The organism is Arthrobacter sp. SAFR-044 (assembly GCF_051965175.1).
Classification (GTDB): Bacteria; Actinomycetota; Actinomycetes; order Actinomycetales; family Micrococcaceae; genus Arthrobacter.
The window spans coordinates 203715-227313 of sequence record NZ_JBQCMK010000001.1; the positions used below are offsets into that span (position 1 = coordinate 203715).

Genomic DNA, 23599 nt, shown 5'->3' on the forward strand with positions numbered 1-23599 from the left:
GTCGTTTTGGGGGTCCTAAACGACAACAAGTGCGAGCCAGTTGGGGAGGCGGCGGCTACTGCAGGCGGGCCTGCCGTGTTTCGGGGGAGAAGAACGCCATCCACAGCACGGAGGCCAGCACCAGGGCGCCGGCCAGGGCAAAGGACGTGGCCAGCCCGAGTTCGGGCCAGAAGTAGTTGGCGAAGATCAGCGGCCCAAAACCCGCACCGAGCCGGGAAAATGTGGACGCCCAGCCGAATCCGGTGCCGCGCAGTTCGGTGGGGTAGAGCTCGGAGACGTAGGCGTAGAGCACCGGGATGGCCACCTGCACCACGAACCCGAACACCAGCAGCCAGAAGACCGCGGCCGTGGGGATGTCCACCACGAACGCCACGATCACCAGGGTCAGCGCCGAGAGCGGACCGGTGATGGCAAGGATCCATTTCCGCCCCACCCGCTCCACCAGGAGCGCCGCCACCACGACGCCAAGAAATCCGACGGCGGCCATGGACGACGTGGTGACGAACGCCTTGTATTCGGCGAACCCGGCGCCGATAAGGATCCTCGGCATCCACGTCAATGACAGGTAATACACCAGCAGGATGCTGAAGAACAGGGACCAGGCGGCAGTGGTGATCTTCCAGTTGAACTGCCACACGGACCTCAGCTGGGTCCAGGCGCTGCCGGCGGAGAGCCGCGGCACGTCCTTGGCATCGGGAAGGCTGTAGACGCGGGGTTCTGCTCCGGTGGCCACCACCAGCCCGTCAATGATTTTCGCCGCTTCCTCCCGCCGGCCTTTCCGGATGAGGAAGAGCGGGGACTCGGGAACGCTGCGCCGGATCCAGAACACCAGGAGGGCGGGCAGCACCATCACCAGCATCGTCAGGCGCCAGTCGCCGTAGAGGGCCACCAGTCCGGCCGAGACGAACCCGGCCAGGGCCGCACCGACCGGCCACCAGCCGTCCATGGCAGTCAGCACCTTGCCGCGCTGCTTCCGCGGAGTGAACTCACCCACCAGGGCGTAATCCACGGGGATGCAGCCGCCCAGGCCAAACCCGGCCATGAAGCGGAAAACGCAGAACCAGACGAAATCAGGGGCGAAGGCGCCCAGGACGGTGAACACGGAGAACAGCAGCAGGGTGGCGGTGAAGGCCTTCTTGCGCCCCACGGTGTCTGCGATGGTTCCCCAGACGAAAGCGCCCAGGGCCATACCGATCAGGTTCGCGGTTCCCACCCAGGCCGCCTCCCCGGCGGAGAGCGACCAGTGCTTGGACAGCAACGGAATCAGGATGCCGTTGAGGGTCACATCCCAGGCATCGAACATGAAGCCGAGGCCCCCGATCAGGAAGATCCTGCCCTGGACTTTCCATCGCCAGGGCAGTTCCTGGACCACCTGTTCGCCGCTGGGCACAGTGGTGTAAGTGTTCATCGCCGCCTCCTGTTGAAAACTCTAGCCCGCGCCCACGGCGTTCACACTCCGGTGGCCGCACAGGCCAACCGTGCCCTTCGCGATAAACTGGCCCTATCCCCACCAACCGCGGCCCTGTTCCGCGAGATAAGACGGAGACATTTGTGAGCTTCACGCAGCATGAGCGCGTATCCATTGACCGTGTACCCATCCGCCGGGCCCTGATCTCGGTTTACGACAAAACCGGTCTGGAGGAGCTCGCCACGGGCCTGCACGCAGCGGGCGTGAAGCTGGTCTCCACCGGCTCCACGGCCAAGAAGATCGCCGCCGCGGGCATCCCCGTCCAGGAGGTTGAGGAAGTCACCGGTTCCCCCGAGATGCTGGACGGCCGCGTCAAGACGCTGCACCCGCGCGTCCACGGCGGCATCCTGGCCGACCGACGGGTCCCGGCCCACATGGAAACCCTCGCCAGCATGGACATCGAGGCCTTCGACCTGGTGGTGGTGAACCTCTACCCGTTCGTGGAGACTGTCAAGTCCGGTGCCGCGCAGGACGACGTCGTGGAACAGATCGACATCGGAGGCCCCGCCATGGTGCGGTCGGCCGCCAAGAACCACGCCGCCGTCGCCATTGTGGTTGATCCCTCCTTCTACGGCCAGGTGGTGGAGGCTGCCGCTGCCGGTGGCTTCGACCTGAAGACCCGCCGCCGCCTCGCCGCCAAGGCATTCGCCCACACCGCCGCCTACGACAACGCGGTGGCCACCTGGACTGCCAGCCAGTTCCTGGACGAGGACGGCGACGGCGTCATTGACTGGCCCGCCTACGCCGGCCTGTCCCTGGAACGTTCGGAGGTCCTGCGGTACGGCGAGAATCCGCACCAGCAGGCTGCCCTGTACGTGGACAAGGCTGCACCGATGGGCATTGCCCAGGCCGACCAGCTGCACGGCAAGGCCATGAGCTACAACAACTTCGTTGATGCCGACGCCGCCCTGCGCGCCGCGTACGACTTCGCTGAACCCGCCGTCGCCATCATCAAGCACGCCAACCCATGCGGTGTGGCTGTCGGTTCCGCCGGCGCCGCCGACCCCATCGCCGACGCCCACGCCAAGGCCCACGCCTGCGACCCCGTCTCCGCGTTCGGCGGTGTTATCGCCGCAAACCGCACCGTCACCGCGGGCATGGCCAACACCGTCAAGGACATCTTCACCGAGGTGGTCATCGCCCCCGGCTTCGAGCCCGAGGCCGTGGAGATCCTCTCCAAGAAGAAGAACATCCGCCTGCTCGCCCTGCCTGAAGGCTACGGCCGGTACCCCACGGAGTTCCGCCAGGTCTCCGGCGGCATGCTGGTCCAGGTCACCGACAAGGTGGACGCTGACGGCGACAACCCCGCCAACTGGACCCTCGCTGCCGGTGAAGCCGCAGATGAAAAGACCCTTGCGGACCTCGCGTTCGCCTGGACTGCCTGCCGCGCCGCAAAGTCCAACGCCATCCTCCTCGCCGAGAACGGCGCAGCAGTGGGCATCGGCATGGGCCAGGTCAACCGCCTGGACTCCTGCCGCCTGGCGGTGGAGCGGGCCAATACCCTGGGCGTCACCGTGGAGTCCGACATCGAAGGTGCCGGCGGTGCCTCCAACGCGGACGCGAGCGGCGCACCCCAGCGTGCCCGCGGTGCCGTGGCTGCCTCCGACGCGTTCTTCCCGTTCGCCGACGGACTGCAGATCCTGATCGACGCCGGTGTCCGCGCCGTAGTGCAGCCCGGCGGTTCGGTCCGGGATGAGGAAGTAATTGCCGCAGCCAACGCCGCCGGCATCACGATGTACGTCACCGGAGCCCGCCACTTCTTCCACTAATCCCCACCCTTCATCGATTGCTCCGTAACTGTCGTTTTCCCGCGTGGTAACGACAGTTGGGCCCACGCCGGCAGGGTTCCCTGGCCGAGCTTGTGAGGCTAGGGCGCCGGTGGGGAGCAGTGGATGGTTGTTAAACGACGACGGCGCCCGTCCCCTGAAAAGGGGACGGGCGCCGTCGTCGTTGTCTTGGCTTAGTCCTGCTCACCCGTGGGATGGTCAGGCTCCGGAAGCCGAATCTCCCGGGGCTTCGCCTCCGCCATCCGCTCCTTGGTCCAGTACTCGAGGACTTCCTGGCGCGACTGGGTCAGGTCGACGTGGCTGACGGGATCCTCGTCGGGATCAGGTGATTTAGGACTTTGCCGCACGCTTGAAGGTGTCCTGGATGACGCGGCCCCAGTACGGGCCGTACATGACGGAAGAGCCGTTGTAGCCGTAGCTGTTGATGGAGTTCTGCAGGCCGTCAGAGCCGATGCCGATGAACCACGGGCCGCCCGAGGAACCACCCGTCATGTCGCAGGGAATGCCCTGGGTGCCGAACTGGGGGTTGTTCGGATCGTCCGAGGCGGTGCCGGTGCAGCTCTTGAGGGTCTCGCCGTTGAAGGGCGCCGCGGCGGGGTAGCCGTAGGACGTGTAGGTCAGGCCCCGTGCCTGGTTGAAGGCAGTGCCCGAACCGCCGACCACATCGGTGAGCCGGTCACCGTTGCTGTCCGGGTCCATGACGGCGAAGCCCGTGTCATAGGTCATGTCGCCGTTGGAGACCCACTGGGTGGGGGCATACAGGGCGTTGGCGGTCCACTTGCCGTAGGGCGCCGCACCGTTGTCGTAGGCGGGGACGAAGATGAAGTTTGTGGCGTAGGCGCCCGGGCCTTCGTTCACGCAGTGACCGGCCGTAGCCACGGTGCTGCCGTTGGTCGATGCGACGGCGTTGCCTGAGCACACATAGTTGGCCCCGGCCAGGGTAAAGAAGACCTTGCCGATGTGCGACACGGGATTCTCGCTCTGGGCCATGGTGGGCTTACCCTTGGTTCCTTTGGTGGAGGAAGGCTTTCCCTTCTCAACGAGGGCGGCGCTGGAGCGGTTGCCGCGTCCCAGGGCCTTGCCGGCCAGGGTGTCACCGGGAACGGCGGTCTGCATCCGTTCCGGAGTCCAGTAATCTGCTGCACCACCGGCATTGAGCGTGACGCCTGCGACTGACGGGTTGGCATCCCCATCCGACGGCGCCGGCGCGGCTGCGGCCCCGCCCGCCGAGGTAAGTGCCAGCACGGCGGCCGCCGAGAAAGTCAGGAGGCCGGAAGCCAGAGACCTGGTGCGTGTCATTGTTGTCCTGTCTGAACGGGGTTGGACCCTGGATCGGGAGTGACTTAGCGAATTTATCGCCACCGGACCAGTTTGTACACAGTAGTGAGATATCAAATACCGGCTTAGGGCCCTTTCCCTGTTCGCACCTGCCCGGCAATCTACGACGGCGGCCCCGGCACCCGGGTACGTCCCGCCGTCGGCCGTTCTCTATCGCTGTAATCCTGCTCACGGCCAGGGTAACGCTGGGACTCCGGTACGGTTCAAAGCGGTGTCCTCGGGTAAGTTGTACATGGTGAAATAGACCGAATTTTTCACAATCAAGCCGACCCACAGGGAGACGCCCGCGCATGTCCACGATTATCTACACCCACACCGACGAAGCGCCGATGCTGGCTACCTATTCGTTCCTGCCCATCATCGAGGCTTTCGCTTCGACTGCAGGTGTGGAGGTGGAGACCCGCGACATTTCGCTCGCAGGCCGCATCATTGCTGTGTTCGGTGACTACCTCACCCCGGAGCAGCAGATCGGTGACGCCCTTGCTGAACTCGGTGAGCTGGCGAAGGCGCCGGAAGCCAACATCATCAAGCTGCCCAACATCAGCGCCTCCATCCCGCAGCTGAAGGCGGCCATCGCCGAGCTCCAGGGCCAGGGCTACGCGCTGCCGGACTACCCGGACAACCCGTCCTCCGACGAGGAAACCGCCGTCCGCTCGCGCTACGACAAGATCAAGGGCTCCGCCGTGAACCCGGTCCTGCGCGAAGGCAACTCGGACCGCCGCGCGCCCCTGTCGGTCAAGAACTACGCACGCCAGAACCCGCACTCCATGGGTGCCTGGACCGCTGACTCCAAGACCAACGTGGCCACCATGGGCCAGGACGACTTCTGCTCCAACGAGAAGTCCGTGGTCATCGAGTCCGAGGGCACCATTTCCATCCAGCTGGTCCGCGGGGACGGCTCGGTCAAGGTCCTGAAGAAGGCCTTCCCGGTCCTGGCCGGCGAAGTCATCGACGGCACCGTGATGCGCGCCGCCGCCCTGGATGAGTTCCTCAAGGCCCAGGTGGCCCGCGCCAAGGAAGAGGGCGTGCTGTTCTCCGCGCACCTGAAGGCCACCATGATGAAGGTCTCCGACCCCATCATCTTCGGCCACGTGGTCAAGGCCTATTTCTCCGAACTGTTCGAGACCTACGGCAAGCAGCTCTCCGCCGCCGGCATCAGCCCCAACAACGGCCTTGCCGCCATCCTCAGCAGCCTCGAGGACCTGCCCGCGGATGTCCGCGAAGGCGTCCAGAACCTGATCAAGAAGGGCCTGGAAGACGGCCCGGCTCTGGCAATGGTGGACTCGGACAAGGGCATCACCACCCTGAACGTCCCCAGCGACGTCATCGTGGACGCCTCCATGCCCGCCATGATCCGCAGCTCCGGCCACATGTGGGGCCCGGACGGCAAGGAAGCGGACACCCTGGCCGTCCTGCCGGACAGCTCCTACGCCGGCATCTACCAGGTGGTCATCGATGACTGCCGCGCCAACGGCGCCTACGATCCCACCACCATGGGCACCGTGCCGAACGTCGGCCTCATGGCCCAGGCAGCCGAGGAGTACGGCAGCCACGACAAGACGTTCGAAATCCAGGAAGCCGGCAAGGTGCAGATCGTGGACGGCTCCGGCAACGTCCTGATCGAGCACGAGGTTTCCGAGGGCGACATCTGGCGCGCCTGCCAGACCAAGGACGCCCCCATCCGCGACTGGGTCAAGCTGGCCGTCACCCGCGCCCGCGCCTCCCAGACCCCTGCCGTGTTCTGGCTGGACGAGGAGCGCGCCCACGACGCCAACCTCATTGCCAAGGTCAACGAGTACCTGAAGGACCACGACACCGAGGGCCTGGACATCCAGATCATGGCGCCGGTCAAGGCCACCGCCTTCACCCTGGAACGCATCCGCAAGGGCCAGGACACCATCTCCGTCACGGGCAACGTGCTCCGCGACTACCTGACGGACCTGTTCCCCATCCTGGAACTGGGCACCAGCGCCAAGATGCTCTCGGTTGTCCCGCTGATGAACGGCGGCGGACTCTTCGAGACCGGTGCCGGCGGATCGGCCCCCAAGCACGTCCAGCAGCTGCTCAAGGAAAACCACCTCCGCTGGGACAGCCTGGGTGAGTTCCTGGCACTGGCCGTGAGCTTCGAGCATCTGGCCACCACCACAGGCAACGCCCGTGCGCAGGTCCTGGCCGACACCCTGGACCGCGCCACCGGCACGTTCCTGCTGGAGAACAAGTCTCCGAGCCGCCGCGCCGGCGAGCTGGACAACCGGGGCAGCCACTACTACCTGGCCCGCTACTGGGCTGAGGAACTGGCCAAGCAGACGGACGACGCCGACCTGGCCGCCGCCTTCAGTTCAGTCGCCAACGAGCTTTCCTCCAAGGAGGAAACGATCGTGGGCGAGTTGGCCGAGGTCCAGGGCTCGCCCGTGGACATCGGAGGCTACTACCGCCCGGACGACGCCAAGGCTTCGTCTGTGATGCGTCCTTCCGCCACCCTGAACAAGGTCATCGCCAGCCTGGGCTAGCGACGGGCTGCTGCGGCAGCTGTTGTTGAAAGAAGCGGGGTTCCGGATAATCATCCGGAACCCCGCTTCTTTCCGTTAAACCCATGTCTGGCAGCGGATCCAGCCCCGACGTGGATTCAGTTCTTGCCTTTGCCCTTGTCGCCGTTGTTCTTGCTGGCGTTGCCGCTGTTACTTGACGTGTTGCCTTGGTCCGCCGGCGGGGCCGGAGCGGGTGCCGGCTGCGACCCGGGCGCTTCGGAAGCGGGGGAGGGAGCTGGCGTTCCCTGGCCGGCGGCATTGGCTGCGTCTTCGGCGGCCTTCGCGGCGGCCGCCTTCTTCACAGCGACAGCATCGTCGAGGTCTGCCCGGACAGCGGTGGCCACGGTGGTGATGCTGCGGCGCCGTTCCTCGGAAACCTGGCCCTTTGCCTGAGCCGCCGCGAGATCCGCCTCAAGACCGGCCAGTGCTTGCAGCGCGGATTCGGGATCGTCCTGCGAGGACGCCTGCGTTACTTCAAGCACCCGCGCCTGGAGTTGCGTGGCTGCTTCACGCTGCAGCCCGTTCCCGGGGGCCGCGCACGCGCTGAGGAAGCTTGCCGCGATGAGCGCCGCCGAGCACGCCAGCAATAGCCGGTTTGGGGAGGCCTGCAGCAGGGTCACGGTGCCACGCTCTTTTGAAGTTCCTGCAGGTGGTCGCCCAGGACGCCGGTCACCGTGGGGTAAGGTACGACGTCGGCGGGCCGGGCGGAGATGCTCATCAGTACCGCAGCGGCGGCTGCGGCAACCACCAGGACGCCGAGCAGCACGGCCAGCCAAATCCGCTGTTTCCGTGAGAGGCGGGGCTTCCCATGGGCCTTGGCAGGGGAGGGGCCGGCTGCCGTCCCGTCCTCAGCTTCCAGATGGGCTGACGCAGGATCCTCAGCCCCTGTGGCTTCCGCGGCCGCCCGCACTTCATCAACCGACTCTTCCGCGGTGATGGTGGGAGGGTGGAAGGGCATGGCGGGCAGTACCCGCGTGGTTTCCGGTGCCAGTTCTCCGGGTGTCGAGGCAGGGGAGACCAGTGCCTGGCGCAGCGCTGCCTCGATGTCCGCCGCAGCCGGCCGCTCCAATGGCTCGATGGCGGTCATGGAGCGGATGAGGTCCGCCCATTCGGAGGGAACGTCGTCGGGGATCTCCGGCGCACGGTGGAGCCGGGCAACAGCAGACTCCACCGCGCTGCCGGGGTACTCCACGGTGCCCTTGATGCATTCCAGGAGCACCAGTCCGAAGGAATAGATGTCGGTGGCCGAGGAGAGGGGCTTGCCCAGTGCCTGCTCCGGGCTGAGGTAGGCGGCGGTACCCACCATGGTGCCCGTGGCAGTGAGCCGCGTGGAATCCACGATCCTGGCGATGCCGAAGTCCGTGAGCTTGGGCCGCAGCGGCTCGCCCGGCCGGATCTGGACCAGGAGGATATTGCCCGGTTTGATGTCGCGGTGGATGATGCCAAGGCCGTGCACGTAGGCCAGGGCGTCGGCGATGCCGGCGCCAATGACTGAGAGCTCTTCCAGCGGAACCGTGCTGTGGCGGATGCGGCCGCGCAGGTCCTGGCCCTCCACCAGTTCCATGGTCAGGAACGGCCTGGGCTCATCCGGGATGCGGTCATCGATGCCCGCGTCGAAGAGGGTCACCAGGCCGGGGTGGTTGAGTGTTGCCAGGAGCTGGATCTCGGCTTCCTGCCGCTTGAGCTCATCCGCGTCAGGGGCCTGCGGGGCGAAGAGCTTCAACGCCACATCGCGGCCCAGGTTTTCGTCCCGCGCACAGTACACCGACGACATTCCGCCACGGCCTACGACGTCACCCAAACGATAGCGACCGCCGACAACTTCATTCTTGATGGAGCTAGGCGATTCCGCCACCATGACCGTTCCTCCCGGTGCGCTGCGGCACTGTCGTACCTCAAATTATACGGGCGGCAGGGCGGAACCGGCGATTGACCTAGGCTTTCCCGTTCCGGCACGCCGACGGCCCGGCGGCGACCGTGGACCACGTTCGCCGCCGGACCATTGGCTACAAGGACATGTGTGCTGATGACATGTTTTGTACTGTTGATGCGTTTCGGGGCTGTTGTCCTCCTTCCCTCAGCCCGCCGCGTGCTGCCGCTTCAGGCGCACATTTGCGGGCGTTTACCTTTTGACCTGAAAGCCGCTACGACACCTTGCGCTTGCGGAGCACCAGGAGCCCGGCAGCCAGGAGCAGCAGGGCCAGGGGAACCAGCGACCCGTCCCAGCCGGTGGTGGCCAGGCCGGTGTGGGCAGCGCCAGTGTTGGTGGCAAGAACAGAGCTACCGCTGGCGGCGGTACCCCGGGGCATCGTCACAGTGGCGATGGCTCCGCTCACTGCGGTGGAGCCGGCCGGTGCCGCCGAGACCCCGCCGGCGCCCGAATCACCGGTCCCGTTCAAACCGGTGGAATCGCCACCCGTGGTGCCGTTGCCGGCGCCGTTGTCGGCAGGGTTGTCCGAACCTGGCGTGCTGGTTCCGGGATCCGTGGTTCCGGGATCAAGGGTGCCGGTGTCGCCGGTGGTGCCGTCACCCGGGTTCGTGGTTCCCGGATCGGAGGTACCCGGCGTGCCCGTGGTGTTGTCACCGCTGAGGCCAATCCCGAGGTCGATGCCAAGATCGACAACAGCATCCAGCCCGCCACTGACCGCAGTCCCGGTGCCTGCATCAGCACCAAGGTCTACGGCCGCGTCGATGGCACCTGCCGTGTCGCCGTTAGTGATGCCGCCGACGGTGACGTCGAGGGCCGCATCCACCGTGCTGCCGACGCCGTTGGCGTCACCATTGCTGTCACCATTGGTGATGCCGCCAAGTCCCAGGTCTGCGGCTGCATCCACCACGAGTTCTCCCGTGGTTCCGGTTCCGCTGGTCGCGGGGTCGGTGATCCCGCCGAGGCCGAGGTTGATGTCTGCTGCGGCTGCCAGGTTGGTGGTTGCGGGGTCCGTGGCTGTCACGGTGCCGAGGCCGAGATCCACGGCGGCGTCGACGGCTACGTTCGCCGTAGTGCCGTCCGTGGTCCCGGTTCCGCTGGTCGCGGGGTCGGTGATCCCGCCGAGGCCGAGGCTGACGTCTGCTGCGGCCGCCAGGGCGGCGGTGGCAGGGTCCGCCGTCGCGACGGTGCCGAGCCCGAGGTCCACGGCGGCGTCGACGGCTACGTTAGCCGTGGTGCCGTCCGTGGTCCCGGTTCCGCTGGTTGCGGGGTCGGTGATGCCGCCGACGCCGAGGTTGACGTCGGCTGCGGCCGCCAGGTTAGTGGTTGCGGGGTCCGCGGCTGTCACGGTGCCGAGCCCAAGGTCGGCGTTGGCGTCGACGGCTACATTCGCCGTGGTCCCTGTCCCGGCGGTTGCCGGATCCGTGGTGGCTACAGTACCGAGTCCGAGGTTGACGTCCACTGCGGCGGCGACACTAGTTGATCCGGCCGGCGTTGGGTCACCCAGCAGGCCCAACGACGTCGAGTCAGCGGGTGCCGCCGCCGAGATGAGGGCGGAGGCGGAAAGGTCCGTCCCGCTGGTGGTATCCGCCGCGTTGGCGGCGGCGCAGCCGAAGGCCAAGAGGCCGCCGGCAAAGAGGGTGCTCAGCAGCCCCCTGCGAAGGGTGCAGTTCATGGTGTTTACTCCTGAAAATAGTTGAGGTTGTTCGGGCGCTGGACAGCTGCCCGTGGAGCCGCGTGCTGCCCGGGAGAGGGCAGGGGGCCTCAACTAGTCAGGAGAAGAGCCGGGGTCGAATGACACCGGCGAAGGGACGTGCGCGGGTGACAGGTCGGCGCGAACAGCGCCGGTCCCATCAAAGTCAAAGTAGAACGGGTTGAGCCACGCGGCGGCACCGGGAGTGCCACCGGATGATCCGCCGCTGCCCGTGCCGGACGCCGGGGCTGCGGGAGCCTGCGCAGGAGGGGGCGCGATGTCAACGGTCAGCGGCTGCTCCGTGACGGAGCCGGCTGTCCCGGATACCCCAGGCTGCGGGGCGGCCGTGTTGGCCAGGCCGCCAAGGCCGATGACTTCAACGCCCGCGCTGCCGTGGGCCGTTGCTGCGGTGGACAACGCCTCAACAGCCTGGCCGGATTCCGGGGTCGTTTGCCTGGCATCCGGTGACTCTTCCGCCGAAGATGCCTGATCCTGGGCGGGAGCAGGAATCGCCACGGCCGGAGGATCCGTTTGTACGGCTTCCAAGGGCGGGACGGGCAACGGGGCAGTGCCGGTCAGAAGATCAGCAACTGGCTGGAGCGCGGGTTCCAGGACGGGCACGGCCGCGGCTGCAGGGGCTACAACTTCCTGCGCCACCCCGGCCGTGACCTTGTCGGCGAGGTCAACAAGGGGAGCGGAGACAGCGGAAGCAGTTCCGGCCGGAACCACATGGTCCACCACGGGAACGGCGGCAATGAGGTTGTCCGCGACGCCGGAAACCGGCGCTGCGGCAGGCTGCAGCAGCCCCGGGGATCCAGTGGACCCGGCATGAACCAATGAAACCGGTGAAGCCGCAAGATCCTGGGTCAGTGAAGACACCGGGCTGGTGGCCCCACCGAGCAGGGAAGAGGAATCCGGGGTGGCGTCGGCAGTGGCAGGCGTTGACGAAAGAGCCAGCCACGTGACGGCAGCCGCGCCAGCCAGGAGCACAGGGCGCAGGGCATGCCATGGCGAACTCATACGAGCCATGCGTACCACCCCCCAGTGACTGGCGCAATCGATGTTGCCTAAATGCTAAGACTGCTTACTGCCTGAAGTCCAGCGTTCGCTAAAAGGTATTTACAAACCGTGGTAGCGGGCGCTGAAACCGTCAACGACAGAAGCCGGAAGTCACCTTGCTTGACGTTGGGGCGAAAGCTGAACCCCCGCCGTCGTGCGTTTGCCTTTGCTGATCCTGTTAGTGGCTGTCGTTGGGGTAGGTCACGCCGAGCTGAGCGCGCACGCCATCGAAGAGGCGCATGGTGTTCAGGCTGTCCTCAAGCGGCATGACCGGGCTTTCGGTCAACCCCTGCTGGACGCACCGCATCACCTCGCGCAGTTCGTAGGCGTAACCCTTTCCCACGACGTCGAACGTTTCCGTCCGGCGGTCTTCCCACCCCTTGGCGATCACGAGTTCGAGGGGGTTGTTGATCGAACCCACGCTTTGGAGGAAGCCCAGGCTTCCGGCCACCGTGGCAGTGCGGGGTCCGTGGGCCAGGAGGGAGGAGGTGAGCTGGACCTGGGCGGCGTGGCCGTAGCCGAGGCTCAGGGCGTTCTGCGCATCGACGCCGTCGTCGTTGACGAAGCCCGTGGCGCTGACGGTGTTTGGGAAGCCAAGCGTGCCGAGCGCCCACAGGAGCGGGTAGACGGACAGATCCAGCAGTGCGCCTCCGCCGTCTTTGCGGGCCCACAGCCTGGCGGTGGGGGAGTACGGTGCCGGGAAGCCCAGGTCCGCGGTAACCCAGTGGATATCGCCCAGCTCGCCGGACGCCGCAATCTCGAAAGCGCGCTGCATCGAGGGCAGGAACCGGCTCCAGACCGCCTCCATCAGGAAGAGCTTCCGGCTGCGCGCCACCTCGATCAGCTCCGCCGCTTCCCGGGCGTTGATGGTGAAAGCCTTCTCGCACAGCACGTGCTTGCCAGCGTTGAGCGCGGCGAGAACCATCTCGTGGTGCTGCGCGTGGGGGGTGGCGACATAGACGACGTCCACCGCGTCATCGGCGAGCAGGCGCTGGTAGCCGGGCACGCCGCCGTCGTCCCCGTAGGCCTTCGCGAAGTCGTACGCCACGGCAAACGCGTCCGCAGTGTCCTGCGCCCTGGAACTAACCGCGTACAGCTCGGCATCTTCAAGCAGTGCGAGGTCCTGCGAGACGGCGCGGGCGATGCTGCCTGTTGCGATGATTCCCCAGCGCAGGGGAGCCCCGGTGGCGGACCGGGGATCCTGGTTTTGCTGGCTGGAAAGCCACGGCTTTGCGATCGGAGCAGTCATAGCTGCAATCCTGTCACAGGGCCGCAGCACGCCACCGGAATTCCCGCGCCCTGGTTGGGGGTTTGGAGCGGAAAGGGGCCGACGGCGGGAGGATGCGTTGGGCGCTTCCCCCGCCGACGGCCCCGCCGCGTCAGGTTCCTCCGGGTCAGGGCGTGGCGGCGACGGCGCTCCGTCCCCGGACCGGCTCTTCCGTCAGCTTGCCCTGCTGCAGGCGGAACCGGCGGTCGGTCTTGTTCGCCAGCACCCTGTCGTGGGTGACCACCAGGATGGTGGTGTTATGGTCGCGGCTCAGCGAGCTGAGGAGCTCGATGATGTGGTCGCCGGTCTGCTCATCCAGGTTGCCTGTGGGTTCGTCGGCCAGGATGAGCTTCGGCTCGTTGGCCAGGGCACGGGCGATGGCCACGCGCTGCTGCTCGCCGCCGGAGAGCCTGTTGATCCGCCGGTCGTGCTTGGACGGATCAAGCTGGACCTGCTCCAGCAATTCCTTGGCGCGCTGCAGCCGGGCGGCCTTGCGAACCCCGGCGAACTCCATGGGCAGCATGACGTTGTCCACGGCGGACAGGTTGGGGATCAGGTTGAACTGCTGGAACACGAAGCCGATGTCCCGGCGCCGGTATTCGGTCAGCTTGCTGTCCGGCAGGCCTGCCAGGCTGACGCCGTCCACCACGACGTCCCCGCTGGTGGGCTTGTCCAGCGCGCCCAGCAGGGACAGCAGGGTGCTCTTGCCGCTGCCGCTCTTGCCCACGATTGAGGCCAGCGTGCCCTGCTCCAGGACAAAGCTGACATCGTTGACCGGCTTGATGGTGCGGTCACCGGAATTGAATGTGCGGACCAGGTTCTTGACTTCAATCATGGCTATTCTCCTCGCAGGACTTCGATGGGACGGATGCGCGCGGTGAGCAGCGCGGGGACCAGGGCGCCGACAATGGCGACGCCGAACACGGCGGCGATGCCACCGGCAATCACGCCCGGCGATGCGCTCGCGGTCACGGAGTTCAGCAGCTGCGAGGCGCCGCCCAAGGGGCCGCCCTGGCCGCCCGGGAAGCCGCCTGCCCCGCCCGGGCCGCGGCCCGTGGTGGCAGTGGTTGTGCTGGTGTTGCTGCTGATCAGGGCGGACGCGATGCCGCCGCTGGCGAAGGATGCGATGGCCGCCCCCACTGCGCTGCCCAGGGCTGCCAGGACCAGGGCTTCGAGGACGAACTGCAGGCCGATGGTCCGGTTAGGGGCGCCGATGGCCTTGAGGACACCGATTTCGCGGCGGCGCTCCCGGACCAGCATGACCATGATGAGCAGGATGATCAGGCCGGCGGTCCCGAGCGCGGCGATGAAGGCGATGAAGGAGATGTTCTTGACGCTGCCCAGGGAGCTGACCGCGGTCTGCAGGTTCTGCCCCTGGGTGACGTCGGCCTTGTCAGTGCCCAGGGCAGCCTGCAGGGCCGTCTTGGCGGTGGCCACGTTGTCCATGGAGTTGACCGTGACGATCATGCTGGACAGCTCACCCGGTGTCCCGGCGAGCGTCTGGGCGGTGGGGAGCGTGACGTAGACGGCGTTGTTCCCGAACGCAGTGCCGGCGTCGAACAAACCGGTCACCGTGTAGGTCTGGTCGTTGATGGTAAAGGTGGATCCGACGGTGAGGCTGTTCTTCTCCGCCAGCGTGGTGCCCAGCAGTGCACCGGTGGATGCTGCCGAGTAGTCACCCAGGCCGGCGCCCTGCGTGATGTTCAGGGCCTTGCCCGTGGTGTCCACCTCAGCACCGATACCGGTGGCGGTGACCGGCAGGGACCGCACCGGCTGCTGGGTGGTTCCGGTGTTGCCCGTCGTTCCGTTGGCCTGCTGGTTGCGGTTGCCCAGGGTGCCGGCATCCACGGCCGCGGTCAGGCTCGTGTTCAGGGTTGCAGCCGCTTGGCCGCCGGGTCCGCCCGGTGCGGCCTGTCCGCCCTGGCCCGTTTGACCAGCTGCCGTTTGGGCTGCGGCAGCAGCCGCGTTCCGCAGCCGCAGTGATGAGGTCCCGACGACGGCGCTGACGTTGGGCACGCCGGCGGCGGTGGCTGCCTGGTCGGCTGTGAGCGGTTCACCGCCGCCTTCGAAGCCTTGCCCGCCGGCGGGGTTGACGGTCAGGACGGTGCCGACGGAGGCGTTCAGCTCCTGGACTTTCGCTCCGACTGCCTGGTTGGCCACCAGCATGGCCAGTGCCAGGCCGATGGCGACGGCCAGCACCGCAACAACAGCTGCGGTGCGGACCTTGTTTCTGAAGGCATTGCCTACGCTTCGGGCAAGGACGCTCACGTTACTCCTACGAACTCAGGTGCCGGCGCTGAGGGCCGGCTTCGCATCCACCCTCGCCGGGGATCCTGTGCAGGAATCCGGCCAGGCCTGTGTTTGTGCTGTGAAGGGTGTTGCTGCTGGGCAGGACGCGGGAAAGCCCGGTCCAAATGAATGGACCGGGCTTTCTGGCCGCCGGTTTTACCCGGCGGGGAGTGAAGGGTGTTACTTGGTGATCGGGCCGAGTACCGGATCGTCGGCGTATGCCGTCTTGACGTTGGCGGCGGTCACGATGACCGGCTCCAGCAGGTAGGCGGGAACCACCTTGTTGCCATTGTTGTAGGACTTGTCGTCGTTGACCTCAGGCTTCTTGCCGGCCTGCAGGTCCTTGACCATGGTGATGGCGTGCTCTACGAGCTTGCGGGTGTCCTTGTTGATCGTGGAGTACTGCTCGCCGGCCATGATCGACTTGACCGACTCAACCTCGGAGTCCTGGCCGGTGACAACCGGGATGGGCTTTCCGGCAGCCTTGACGGAGGTCAGGACCGCGCGGGCCAGGGTGTCGTTGGGGGAGAGGACGCCGTCCAGGTTGGCGCTGGTGTAGCTGCCGCTAAGCAGGGTATCCATGCGGCGCTGGGCGTTCTCAGCCTTCCAGCCCTGGGTTACAGCCTGTTCGAAGGTGTTCTGCCCGGAGACAACCTTCAGGGTTCCGTCGTCGATCTTGGGCTTCAGGACGCTCATAGCGCCGTCGAAGAAGACCTTGGCGTTGGCATCGTCGGGGGAACCGGCGAACAGTTCGATGTTGTAGGGGCCGGCGGGCTTCTTGGCCTTGAGACCGTCCAGCAGGGCCTGGCCCTGGAGGACGCCGACCTTGAAGTTGTCGTAGGCCACGTAGTAGTCCACGTTGTCGGTGTTCAGCAGGAGGCGGTCATACGCGATGACCGTGGCCCCGGCGTCCTTGGCCTGCTTGAGCTGGGTACCCAGCTGGGAGCCGTCGATGGCACCCACGATGATGACCTTGGCACCCTTGGTGACCATGGCGCTGATCTGGTTCTGCTGCTCGGAGACGCCGCCGTTGGCGAACTGGACGTCAGCCTTGAACCCGGCGCCGTTGAGGCCGTCGTTGAACAGCTTCTCGGCGAGGACCCAGTTTTCACTGGTCTTCTGGGGAAGCGCGACGCCGATGGAGGAGTTCTGCTCGAATCCTGCGGCGCCGCTGCTGGAACCGCCGGACGGTTCCGAGCGGCCGCAGCCCGTCAGCGCCAGTGCTGCGATGGCAGCAACCGCTGCGGCCTTCCCTGATTTACCAAACATTCGCATTGTTGGTTCTCTTTCTTTGTGTGATGGAACGGTATTCAGGCTGCAAACTTCAGGCTTCCCTGGCGATCGCTTCCTTGGTGGAGGTGGTTTCGTCGGGCTGGATGGGGCTGCTGGGTCCGCCGGATGGACGGTTCATGTTCCGGGTCAGCATGCCGATAATGGAGCGTTTGCCCTGGGACTTGTTGTAGACGTCGAAGGCGACGGCGATCAGGAGCACCAGGCCCTTGATGATCTGGGTGAGGTCGGCGCCCACGCCCAGGAGCTGCAGGCCGTTGTTGAGCACTGCCATGACCAGGCCACCGATGATGGAGCCGACCACCGTGCCCACACCGCCGGTCACTGCCGCGCCGCCGATGAAGACTGCGGCGATGGCATCCAGTTCCCAGCCGACACCATCGAACGGACCTGATGCTGTGGACCGGCCGACGAAGATCATGCCTGCCAGGCCGGCCAGGATGGACATATTCATCATCACCAGGAAGTTGACCTTCTTGGACTGGACACCGGACAGCTCGGCTGCATGGCGGTTGCCACCCACTGCGTAGACGTGGCGGCCCAGGATGGTGCGGGAGGAGATGAAGCCATAGATCAGCACCAGGATGGCCAGGATCAGGCCGGGAATGGGGAACGAGGTGCCGGGGCGGCCGGTGGCGAAGAGGTACGTGGCGTAGAGGATCGCGGCGCAGATGAGGACCAGCTTCAGGACCGTGACCCACATTTCGGGAACTTCGGCACCCAGCGCCTTGGCGCGGGCCCGGGAGCGCAGTTCGCCCACGACGACGAAGACGGCTACGGCGATGCCCATGAGGAGCGTGAGGTTGTTATAGCCGGTGTCCGGTCCCACCTCGGGCAGGTAGCCGGAGCCCAGGTACTGGAAGTCGCTGGGCACGGGGATGGTGTTGGACTTGCCCACGAACTGGTTGAAGCCGCGGAAGAGGAGCATGCCGGCCAGGGTCACGATGAAGGCGGGGATGCCCACGTAGGCGGTCCACCAGCCTTGCCAGGCGCCGATGGCGGCCCCGAGGACCAGGCCCAGCAGCACGCCGGCATACCACGGCAGGTGCCAGTCGCGGATGGCCAGGGCGACCGTGACGCCGACGAAGGCGGCGACGGAACCGACGGAGAGGTCGATGTGGCCGGCAATGATGACCAGCACCATGCCGATGGCCAGGATCAGGATGTAGGAGTTGCCGTTGAAGAGGTTGATGACGTTGCCGGGGGTCAGCGTCCGGCCTTCGGTGGCGAACTGGAAGAAAATGATCAGGGCCACGAGGGCGAAGATCATGCCGAATTGGCGGGTGTTGCCGCCAAACAGCTTTTTGAGGGCGTTCATGGTGTCAGTCCTTGTGTCCGGAAGGTTCTGGATGGGCCAGAGGGTCAGGCGGCTTTTCGGGTGGCGGAGGTCATCAGCTTCATCAGGCTTTCCTGGCTGGCCTCGTCTTTGTTCAGGACACCGGTGATGGCGCCTTCGAAGATGGTGTAGATGCGGTCCGACAGGCCCAGGAGCTCGGGCAGTTCGGAGGAGATGACGATGACTCCCTTGCCCTGGTTGGCCAGCTGCTGGATGATCCCGTAGATCTCGTACTTGGCTCCAACATCGATGCCGCGGGTGGGTTCATCCAGGATCAGCAGGTCCGGGTCGGTGAACATCCACTTGGCCAGGACCACCTTCTGCTGGTTGCCGCCGGACAGCTTGGCCACGCCTTCCTCCACGGAGGGCGTCTTGGTGCGAAGCGACTTGCGGTACTGCTCGGCCACGGTGAACTCCTGGTTGGCATCGACCACATAGTTGTGGCTGACTTTCCTCAGGTTCGCGGCCACGGTGGTGGTCTTGATGTCATCGAGGAGGTTCAGGCCCAGGGTCTTGCGGTCCTCCGTGACGTATCCGAGCCCGGCGTCGATGGCCTGGCGGACGTTCTTGAGGACTACTTCCTTGCCGTCCTTGTAGATGTGGCCGTCAATGAAACGGCCGTAGGAGCGGCCGAAGACGGAGCGGGCCAGTTCGGTGCGGCCGGCGCCCATGAGGCCGGCGAACCCTACGATTTCGCCGCGGCGGACGTAGAAGCTGGAGTTCTTGCAGATCAGCCGGTCCTGGACGTTGGGGTGGCCCACGGTCCAGTTCTTGACCTCGAAGAACACCTCACCGATCGTGGGGGTGTGGTCCGGGAACCGGGACTCGAGGGTGCGGCCCACCATGCCCTTGATGATCCGGTCCTCATCCACGCCGTCCTTCTTGACGTCCAGCGTCTCGATGGACTTGCCGTCGCGGATGATGGTGATGGAATCGGCGATCTGCTCAATCTCGTTGAGCTTGTGGGAAATGATGATCGACGTGATGCCCTTGGCCTTCAGGCCCAGCATCAGGTCCAGCAGGTGCTGTGAATCCGATTCGTTCAGGGCCGCCGTCGGCTCGTCCAGGATGAGGATCTTCACGGACTTGTTCAGGGCCTTGGCGATTTCCACCAGCTGCTGCTTGCCGACGCCGATTTCCTTGATGGGGGTGTCGGGATCGTCCCGCAGGCCAACCCTGGCCAGAAGGTCCAGGGACCGCAGCCGGGCCTCGCCCCAGTCGATGATGCCCCGCTTGGTGGGCTCGTTGCCCAGGAAGATGTTCTCCATGATGGACAGTTCGGGGATCAGCGCCAGTTCCTGGTGGATGATCACGATGCCGGCGTGCTCGCTGGCCCTGATGTCCCGGAACTGCTGCACCTGCCCCTGGTAGACGATGTCGCCGTCGTAGCTGCCGTACGGGTACACGCCGGACAGGACCTTCATGAGGGTGGATTTGCCGGCGCCGTTTTCGCCGCAGATGGCGTGGATTTCGCCTGCTTTTACCCGGAGGTTCACGTTCGACAAGGCTTTAACGCCGGGGAATTCCTTGGTGATGGTCCGCATCTCGAGGATGATCGGATCCGCTTGCGTGGTCTGGGACGTCATGAGCCCTAACCCTCCAATGCAATGACTTCTTTGTCCGGCCGGCAAAGCGCAGGGCCGTCTGAACCAAAAGTAAACTGGATCACAGCTGTTGTCGTCAAGTCTTTAACGCAATTGCCGGATAACGAAATGGTCTACGACTTGCGGATTCCGGCGTGTTGGAACACCAGGGCGGCGGCTCCCAGCGCCTCCGCGCGGTCGCCCAGCGAGGACATGGTCAAGGTGGTGGTCTCTCCGATCACCGGGACTGCATGGCGGATCAGGCCGCGCCTGATGGGGTCCAGCAGGATGTCCCCGAGGCCCGCCAAGGGCCCTCCCACGACGATGACTTCCGGGTTGATCAGGTTGGCCACATTGCCCAGTGCGCGGCCCACGGCCAGTCCGGCATCGTCCACGACGCGCAGGGTGGCGGAGTCCCGGTTCAGGGCCTTGCGGACAATGTCCGCCGGGGTCATGGGAGGGTCTTCGCCGCGGCTGAGGAGCTCGATCATGGTGGTCGTCGAGGCGATGGTTTCCAGGCAGCCGCGGTTGCCGCAGCGGCACACCAGGCCCTGCTCATGGATGGTGGCGTGCCCTATTTCTCCTGTGATCCCCACGTTGCCGTAGTAGGGGGCACCGTTGAGGATCAGGCCGGCGCCGATGCCCGATCCGATTTTCATGAACATCAGGTTGCTGACCCCGGAGTGCTGCCCCCAGGTCACCTCGGACCAGGCGCCGAGGTTGGCATCGTTATCAACAAACACGGGGATTCTCAAGGTTTCCTCAAGGTGCTGGAGGATGTTGATGCCCACCCATTCGGGAAGGATGGCGCCCTGGGCCACCGTCCCTGTCCGGCGGTCAATAGGCCCGGGAATGCCGACGCCGGCACCCACTACAGAGGCGCGATCCACGCCGCTTTCCCGCAACAGTTTCTCCAATAGGGCCACAGCGGCCTGGATGCCGTCGTCCGCCTGGTGGCCCAGGGGGAGCATCACCGATTCTTCGGCGATGACGTGGTAGCTGAGCGAGGCCAGCACCACCCGCAGGTGCCGCCGGCCGAAGTCGATTCCGACGGCCACGGCGCCGTTGCTGTTCAACCGCACGTTCAGTGCCCGCCGACCGGAACTGGTAATGGGTTCGGTGGACGCCAGGCCCGAATCGAGCATGATCCTGACGATGTTGGAGACGGTGGCGGTGGACAGCCCCGTCTGCCGCGCCAGCTCCGCCTGGGTGGACGGGCCGCCCATCAGGGTCTCGATAATCCGCTGCTGGTTCAGCTGCCGCAGGGCGGACTGCGATCCGGGATTTTTAGCTTTGCTCCTCGTTGAGCGCGTGGTTGCGGACATGCTAAGAAGATTGCCCTATCGCCGCTCTTGTAGTCAAGAAGTTAACGCATGGCCCCGCACTGGTACATCTCAGTGCGGCAACCTTAGGCCAGCCGGAGTCCCGTGCATTCCATCCCGGACTGCCGGCGGGCGGGTCCAAAAGACCCGCCGGATCCCGAAGGTGGCTGGCTAAGCTGGTAGGCGGAAACAGTCCGGCCTGCGCATGCCCCATGAGCCGGCATGAAGAAGGTGGTAATGATGCTGCTGTCCGTCTTGCAGGCCAATGCCGTGGTCCTGGACATTGAGGCCAATCTCCGGACCGTGGACCATGCCGCCCAACGGTCTGCGCAGGCCGGCGCGGACCTGCTGCTCACGCCGGAACTGTTTCCGGTGGGCTACGCGCCGCTGCGGCTGCGCAGCGAACTGGATCCGGAGGCACTTCCGGCCATTCGTACACGCCTGGCTGATATCGCGCGCCGGAACAGGATCGCGCTCGTCTACAGCCTGCCCGCCCCGGTGCGCGCGGAACCGGCGCCGGCCAATGAACCCCGCTGGCACATCTCGGCCACCCTGGTGGATGCCCAGGGCAGGGAAATCCTGGACTACGCCAAGGTGCACCTTTTTGGCGGCGAGGAACGCAAGGCATTTGCCGCAGCCGCGGAACCTCCCGCCGTCGTGGATTTCCAGGGCATCCGCACCTCCCTGCTGGTCTGCTACGACATCGAGTTTCCCGAAGCTGCGCGGGCGGCCGCGGCCCGGGGCGCCGAACTGCTCCTGGTGCCCACCGCGCTGTCCGCCGGCTTCGAGGCAGTACCGCAGGTGCTGATCCGGGCCCGTGCACTGGAGAGCCAGCTCAACGTCGCCTACGCCAACCACTGCGGAAACGAGGACGCCTACACGTTTGGCGGCGGCAGCGTGGTGGCGGGACCCGACGGCGTGCTCCTCGCCGAGGCCGGGGACGGCCCGGCGCTGCTCTTTGCCGAGGTGGGCACGGCGGCTGTCAACGCAGCACGGGATGAGGTGCCCTACCTGCGGGAACGCCGGCCCGGGCTGTACCGGGAGTGGGAGGCAAGACTGCCACAGGAACCAGGCCGGCCCGGAGACGCTCCGGCATAGCAACTGCCGTCAGTCCCTGCCCGCCACGTCGCCTGCATACTGCAGTGCAATCCACAGCTCTGCCCGCACCTGTGCCAGGTTCAGGTCCATCTGCAGCAGTTCGCCGATGACTCCGATCTGCCGCCGCACGCTGTTCCGGTGCAGCCCCAGCAGTTTGGCGGAGGCATCCCAGCTGCCGTTCGCGCCCAGCCAGCCGTGGAGGACTGCCAGCAGCGGCCGGTGCCGGTCCGGTTCCAGCGCCAGGATCGGCGCCAGGAGGCGTTCGGCCAGCAGGGTCCCGGCCTCGCGGCCCAGCAGTCCCGTGACCGACCAGGACACCTCGCCAGCCCGAATGCTCCGTCCGTCTCTCTGGACCTGGCTGCGCAGGGAGCTGGTGCGCTGGTAGGCGGCAGGCAGGCCGGTAAGCTCGGTCGGTTCGCCGATCACCAGGCGCCATCCGAGCTTCTCCACGTCGACGAGCAGGGCATCGTCCACCCTGAGCCGGGTCACGGCGGCGAACCCGTAGTCAGTGATCTCCACCAGTTTGGTGTCGAGCATCCGGCGCCACTGCAGCAGTTCCCGGACCGGGCCGTCACCGGCCGGCCAATGCGGCGCCTCCACATTGATGCCCTGCACTACCCGCATGGGCGCGGACCGGGTGGAGGAGAGGCTTTGCGCCAGCAGGTCCTTGAGCCCGTTCAGCTGTTTGGCGCCGCCCGTGGCCAAGGTTTCGGGGTGCAGGAGGACGGCAGTGGCCAGCTGGCTCGGGGCCAGCGACCCGCTGGTGCGCTGCCGCACCAGCAGCTCGAGCAGCCCGACGGCGGTCTGCACCACGTTGTTCTGAGCGGGAGTCAGCGGAACGTCGGAACCGAGCACCAAGGCGCCGAGGTTGGCGTCCTTGGTGCTGCGCAGCGGATGGCCCACCACCAGCGCCGAGCCCGGCTGGTCAAAGCCGTCCATCTCCACCCGCGGGCCCCGGCCGGACAGCAGCCGTTCCAGCATAGGCCCCAGCAGGGAAAGGTCGACGGCGGTGCTGCCGCCGGCACTGGTGCCTCGGGCCCGGACCCGGCCGTCCGCCCCCACCATCACCGCCCAGACCGGCACGCGCTGGACCAGCGCGGCCAGGAGCTCATGCTCCGGCTTGGGGGAGAGGACAGCACGCATTAGTTGCCGGTTGGTCTCTGCCAACTGCCGGAAAACCCTGGCATTGTCACTCTCCAGCAGCTGTGAGAACTGGAGGCCTATCGCCGCGAACGGAAGGGACTCCGGTACTTCGAACAGGGTAAGGTTGTGCCGCCTGCACGCGTCGAGCACCGCATCCGGGACGGCATCGAAGTAGGGCCTGATCCCGAACCCGAGGGCCGCCACCTTGGCCTCCACGAGCCGCTGGACATACGCATCCACCCTGGCCTTTGCGCCTCCGTCGCCAAGGAAGGGCAGCCCGGCGGTGAGCAGGAACTCACCCTCCGGGAGATAGGGCGTAGGGTCCTCCAGTTCACTGGGTTCAACCCACCGCAGGAGGTGGCCGCCGCTGCCGCCATCGTGGAGCGTTTTCAGCAGTGGCGGCAGCTGGTCAAGGAACTGCTGGAGCGTGACGAAGCTCAGCCGTCCGCCCGCTTCGGGCTCAGCAGCCAC

The 23599-nt window shown here is 66.1% G+C and carries 18 protein-coding genes; 3 read left to right on the plus strand and 15 right to left on the minus strand.

The window, feature by feature from the left end; genetic code table 11:
• Positions 1-55: 55 nt before the first annotated feature.
• A complete protein-coding gene (locus tag ACTHQS_RS00895; protein ID WP_440165247.1) occupies positions 56-1408 on the minus strand; it encodes an MFS transporter in 1353 nt (450 codons plus the stop codon).
• A gap of 143 nt (positions 1409-1551) precedes the next feature.
• Here ACTHQS_RS00895 and purH point away from each other — a divergent pair, with 143 nt between their 5' ends.
• The gene (purH, locus tag ACTHQS_RS00900; RefSeq protein ID WP_440165248.1) at positions 1552-3237 is read left to right on the plus strand and encodes a bifunctional phosphoribosylaminoimidazolecarboxamide formyltransferase/IMP cyclohydrolase; all 1686 of its coding nucleotides are present in this window, start codon (positions 1552-1554) and stop codon (positions 3235-3237) included.
• Between the two features lie 191 nt (positions 3238-3428).
• Here the strand turns inward: purH and ACTHQS_RS00905 are convergent, their stop codons facing one another.
• On the minus strand, positions 3429-3602 hold the full coding sequence (locus ACTHQS_RS00905; protein WP_440165249.1) for a hypothetical protein: 174 nt from the start codon (positions 3600-3602) through the stop codon (positions 3429-3431).
• Entirely contained in the window at positions 3586-4554 is a 969-nt protein-coding gene (locus ACTHQS_RS00910) for a hypothetical protein (RefSeq protein WP_440165250.1), read from the minus strand. The genes ACTHQS_RS00905 and ACTHQS_RS00910 overlap by 17 nt, the downstream gene beginning before the upstream one ends.
• A 329-nt stretch (positions 4555-4883) precedes the next feature.
• Between ACTHQS_RS00910 and ACTHQS_RS00915 the strand changes: the two genes are divergently transcribed.
• Positions 4884-7103: an NADP-dependent isocitrate dehydrogenase gene (locus ACTHQS_RS00915; RefSeq protein ID WP_440165252.1), complete on the plus strand. Its 2220-nt coding sequence runs from the start codon at positions 4884-4886 to the stop codon at positions 7101-7103.
• A gap of 116 nt (positions 7104-7219) precedes the next feature.
• Here ACTHQS_RS00915 and ACTHQS_RS00920 read toward each other — a convergent pair whose 3' ends face one another.
• The 11 genes from ACTHQS_RS00920 to ACTHQS_RS00970 form a co-directional block, all read right to left on the minus strand.
• The gene (locus ACTHQS_RS00920) at positions 7220-7741 is read right to left on the minus strand and encodes a hypothetical protein (RefSeq protein WP_440165254.1); all 522 of its coding nucleotides are present in this window, start codon (positions 7739-7741) and stop codon (positions 7220-7222) included.
• Positions 7738-8979: a serine/threonine-protein kinase gene (locus ACTHQS_RS00925; protein WP_440165256.1), complete on the minus strand. Its 1242-nt coding sequence runs from the start codon at positions 8977-8979 to the stop codon at positions 7738-7740. The genes ACTHQS_RS00920 and ACTHQS_RS00925 overlap by 4 nt, the downstream gene beginning before the upstream one ends.
• 286 nt (positions 8980-9265) lie before the next feature.
• Positions 9266-10723: a beta strand repeat-containing protein gene (locus ACTHQS_RS00930; protein WP_440165257.1), complete on the minus strand. Its 1458-nt coding sequence runs from the start codon at positions 10721-10723 to the stop codon at positions 9266-9268.
• A 93-nt stretch (positions 10724-10816) separates the two neighbouring features.
• The gene (locus ACTHQS_RS00935; protein ID WP_440165258.1) at positions 10817-11761 is read right to left on the minus strand and encodes a hypothetical protein; all 945 of its coding nucleotides are present in this window, start codon (positions 11759-11761) and stop codon (positions 10817-10819) included.
• A 217-nt stretch (positions 11762-11978) separates the two neighbouring features.
• Positions 11979-13049 (minus strand): Gfo/Idh/MocA family protein, encoded by a 1071-nt coding sequence (locus ACTHQS_RS00940; RefSeq protein ID WP_440165260.1) that lies wholly within the window; start codon positions 13047-13049, stop codon positions 11979-11981.
• A gap of 145 nt (positions 13050-13194) precedes the next feature.
• The gene (locus ACTHQS_RS00945; RefSeq protein ID WP_440165262.1) at positions 13195-13902 is read right to left on the minus strand and encodes an ABC transporter ATP-binding protein; all 708 of its coding nucleotides are present in this window, start codon (positions 13900-13902) and stop codon (positions 13195-13197) included.
• 2 nt (positions 13903-13904) lie between these two features.
• A complete protein-coding gene (locus ACTHQS_RS00950) occupies positions 13905-15335 on the minus strand; it encodes an ABC transporter permease (RefSeq protein WP_440165264.1) in 1431 nt (476 codons plus the stop codon).
• Positions 15336-15536: 201 nt separating this feature from the next.
• Entirely contained in the window at positions 15537-16631 is a 1095-nt protein-coding gene (locus ACTHQS_RS00955; RefSeq protein WP_440165266.1) for a substrate-binding domain-containing protein, read from the minus strand.
• A gap of 49 nt (positions 16632-16680) precedes the next feature.
• Complete coding sequence (gene mmsB / locus ACTHQS_RS00960; protein WP_440165269.1) at positions 16681-17964, minus strand: multiple monosaccharide ABC transporter permease; 1284 nt, start codon at positions 17962-17964, stop codon at positions 16681-16683.
• Between the two features lie 44 nt (positions 17965-18008).
• The gene (gene mmsA, locus ACTHQS_RS00965; RefSeq protein WP_440165270.1) at positions 18009-19568 is read right to left on the minus strand and encodes a multiple monosaccharide ABC transporter ATP-binding protein; all 1560 of its coding nucleotides are present in this window, start codon (positions 19566-19568) and stop codon (positions 18009-18011) included.
• Positions 19569-19699: 131 nt separating this feature from the next.
• Positions 19700-20890 (minus strand): ROK family transcriptional regulator, encoded by a 1191-nt coding sequence (locus ACTHQS_RS00970; protein ID WP_440165272.1) that lies wholly within the window; start codon positions 20888-20890, stop codon positions 19700-19702.
• Between the two features lie 234 nt (positions 20891-21124).
• Here ACTHQS_RS00970 and ACTHQS_RS00975 point away from each other — a divergent pair, with 234 nt between their 5' ends.
• Positions 21125-21985: a nitrilase-related carbon-nitrogen hydrolase gene (locus ACTHQS_RS00975; protein ID WP_440165831.1), complete on the plus strand. Its 861-nt coding sequence runs from the start codon at positions 21125-21127 to the stop codon at positions 21983-21985.
• Positions 21986-21994: 9 nt separating this feature from the next.
• On the opposite strand, the gene ACTHQS_RS00980 is transcribed toward ACTHQS_RS00975, so the two are convergent.
• On the minus strand, positions 21995-23599 hold the full coding sequence (locus tag ACTHQS_RS00980; protein ID WP_440165274.1) for a PucR family transcriptional regulator: 1605 nt from the start codon (positions 23597-23599) through the stop codon (positions 21995-21997).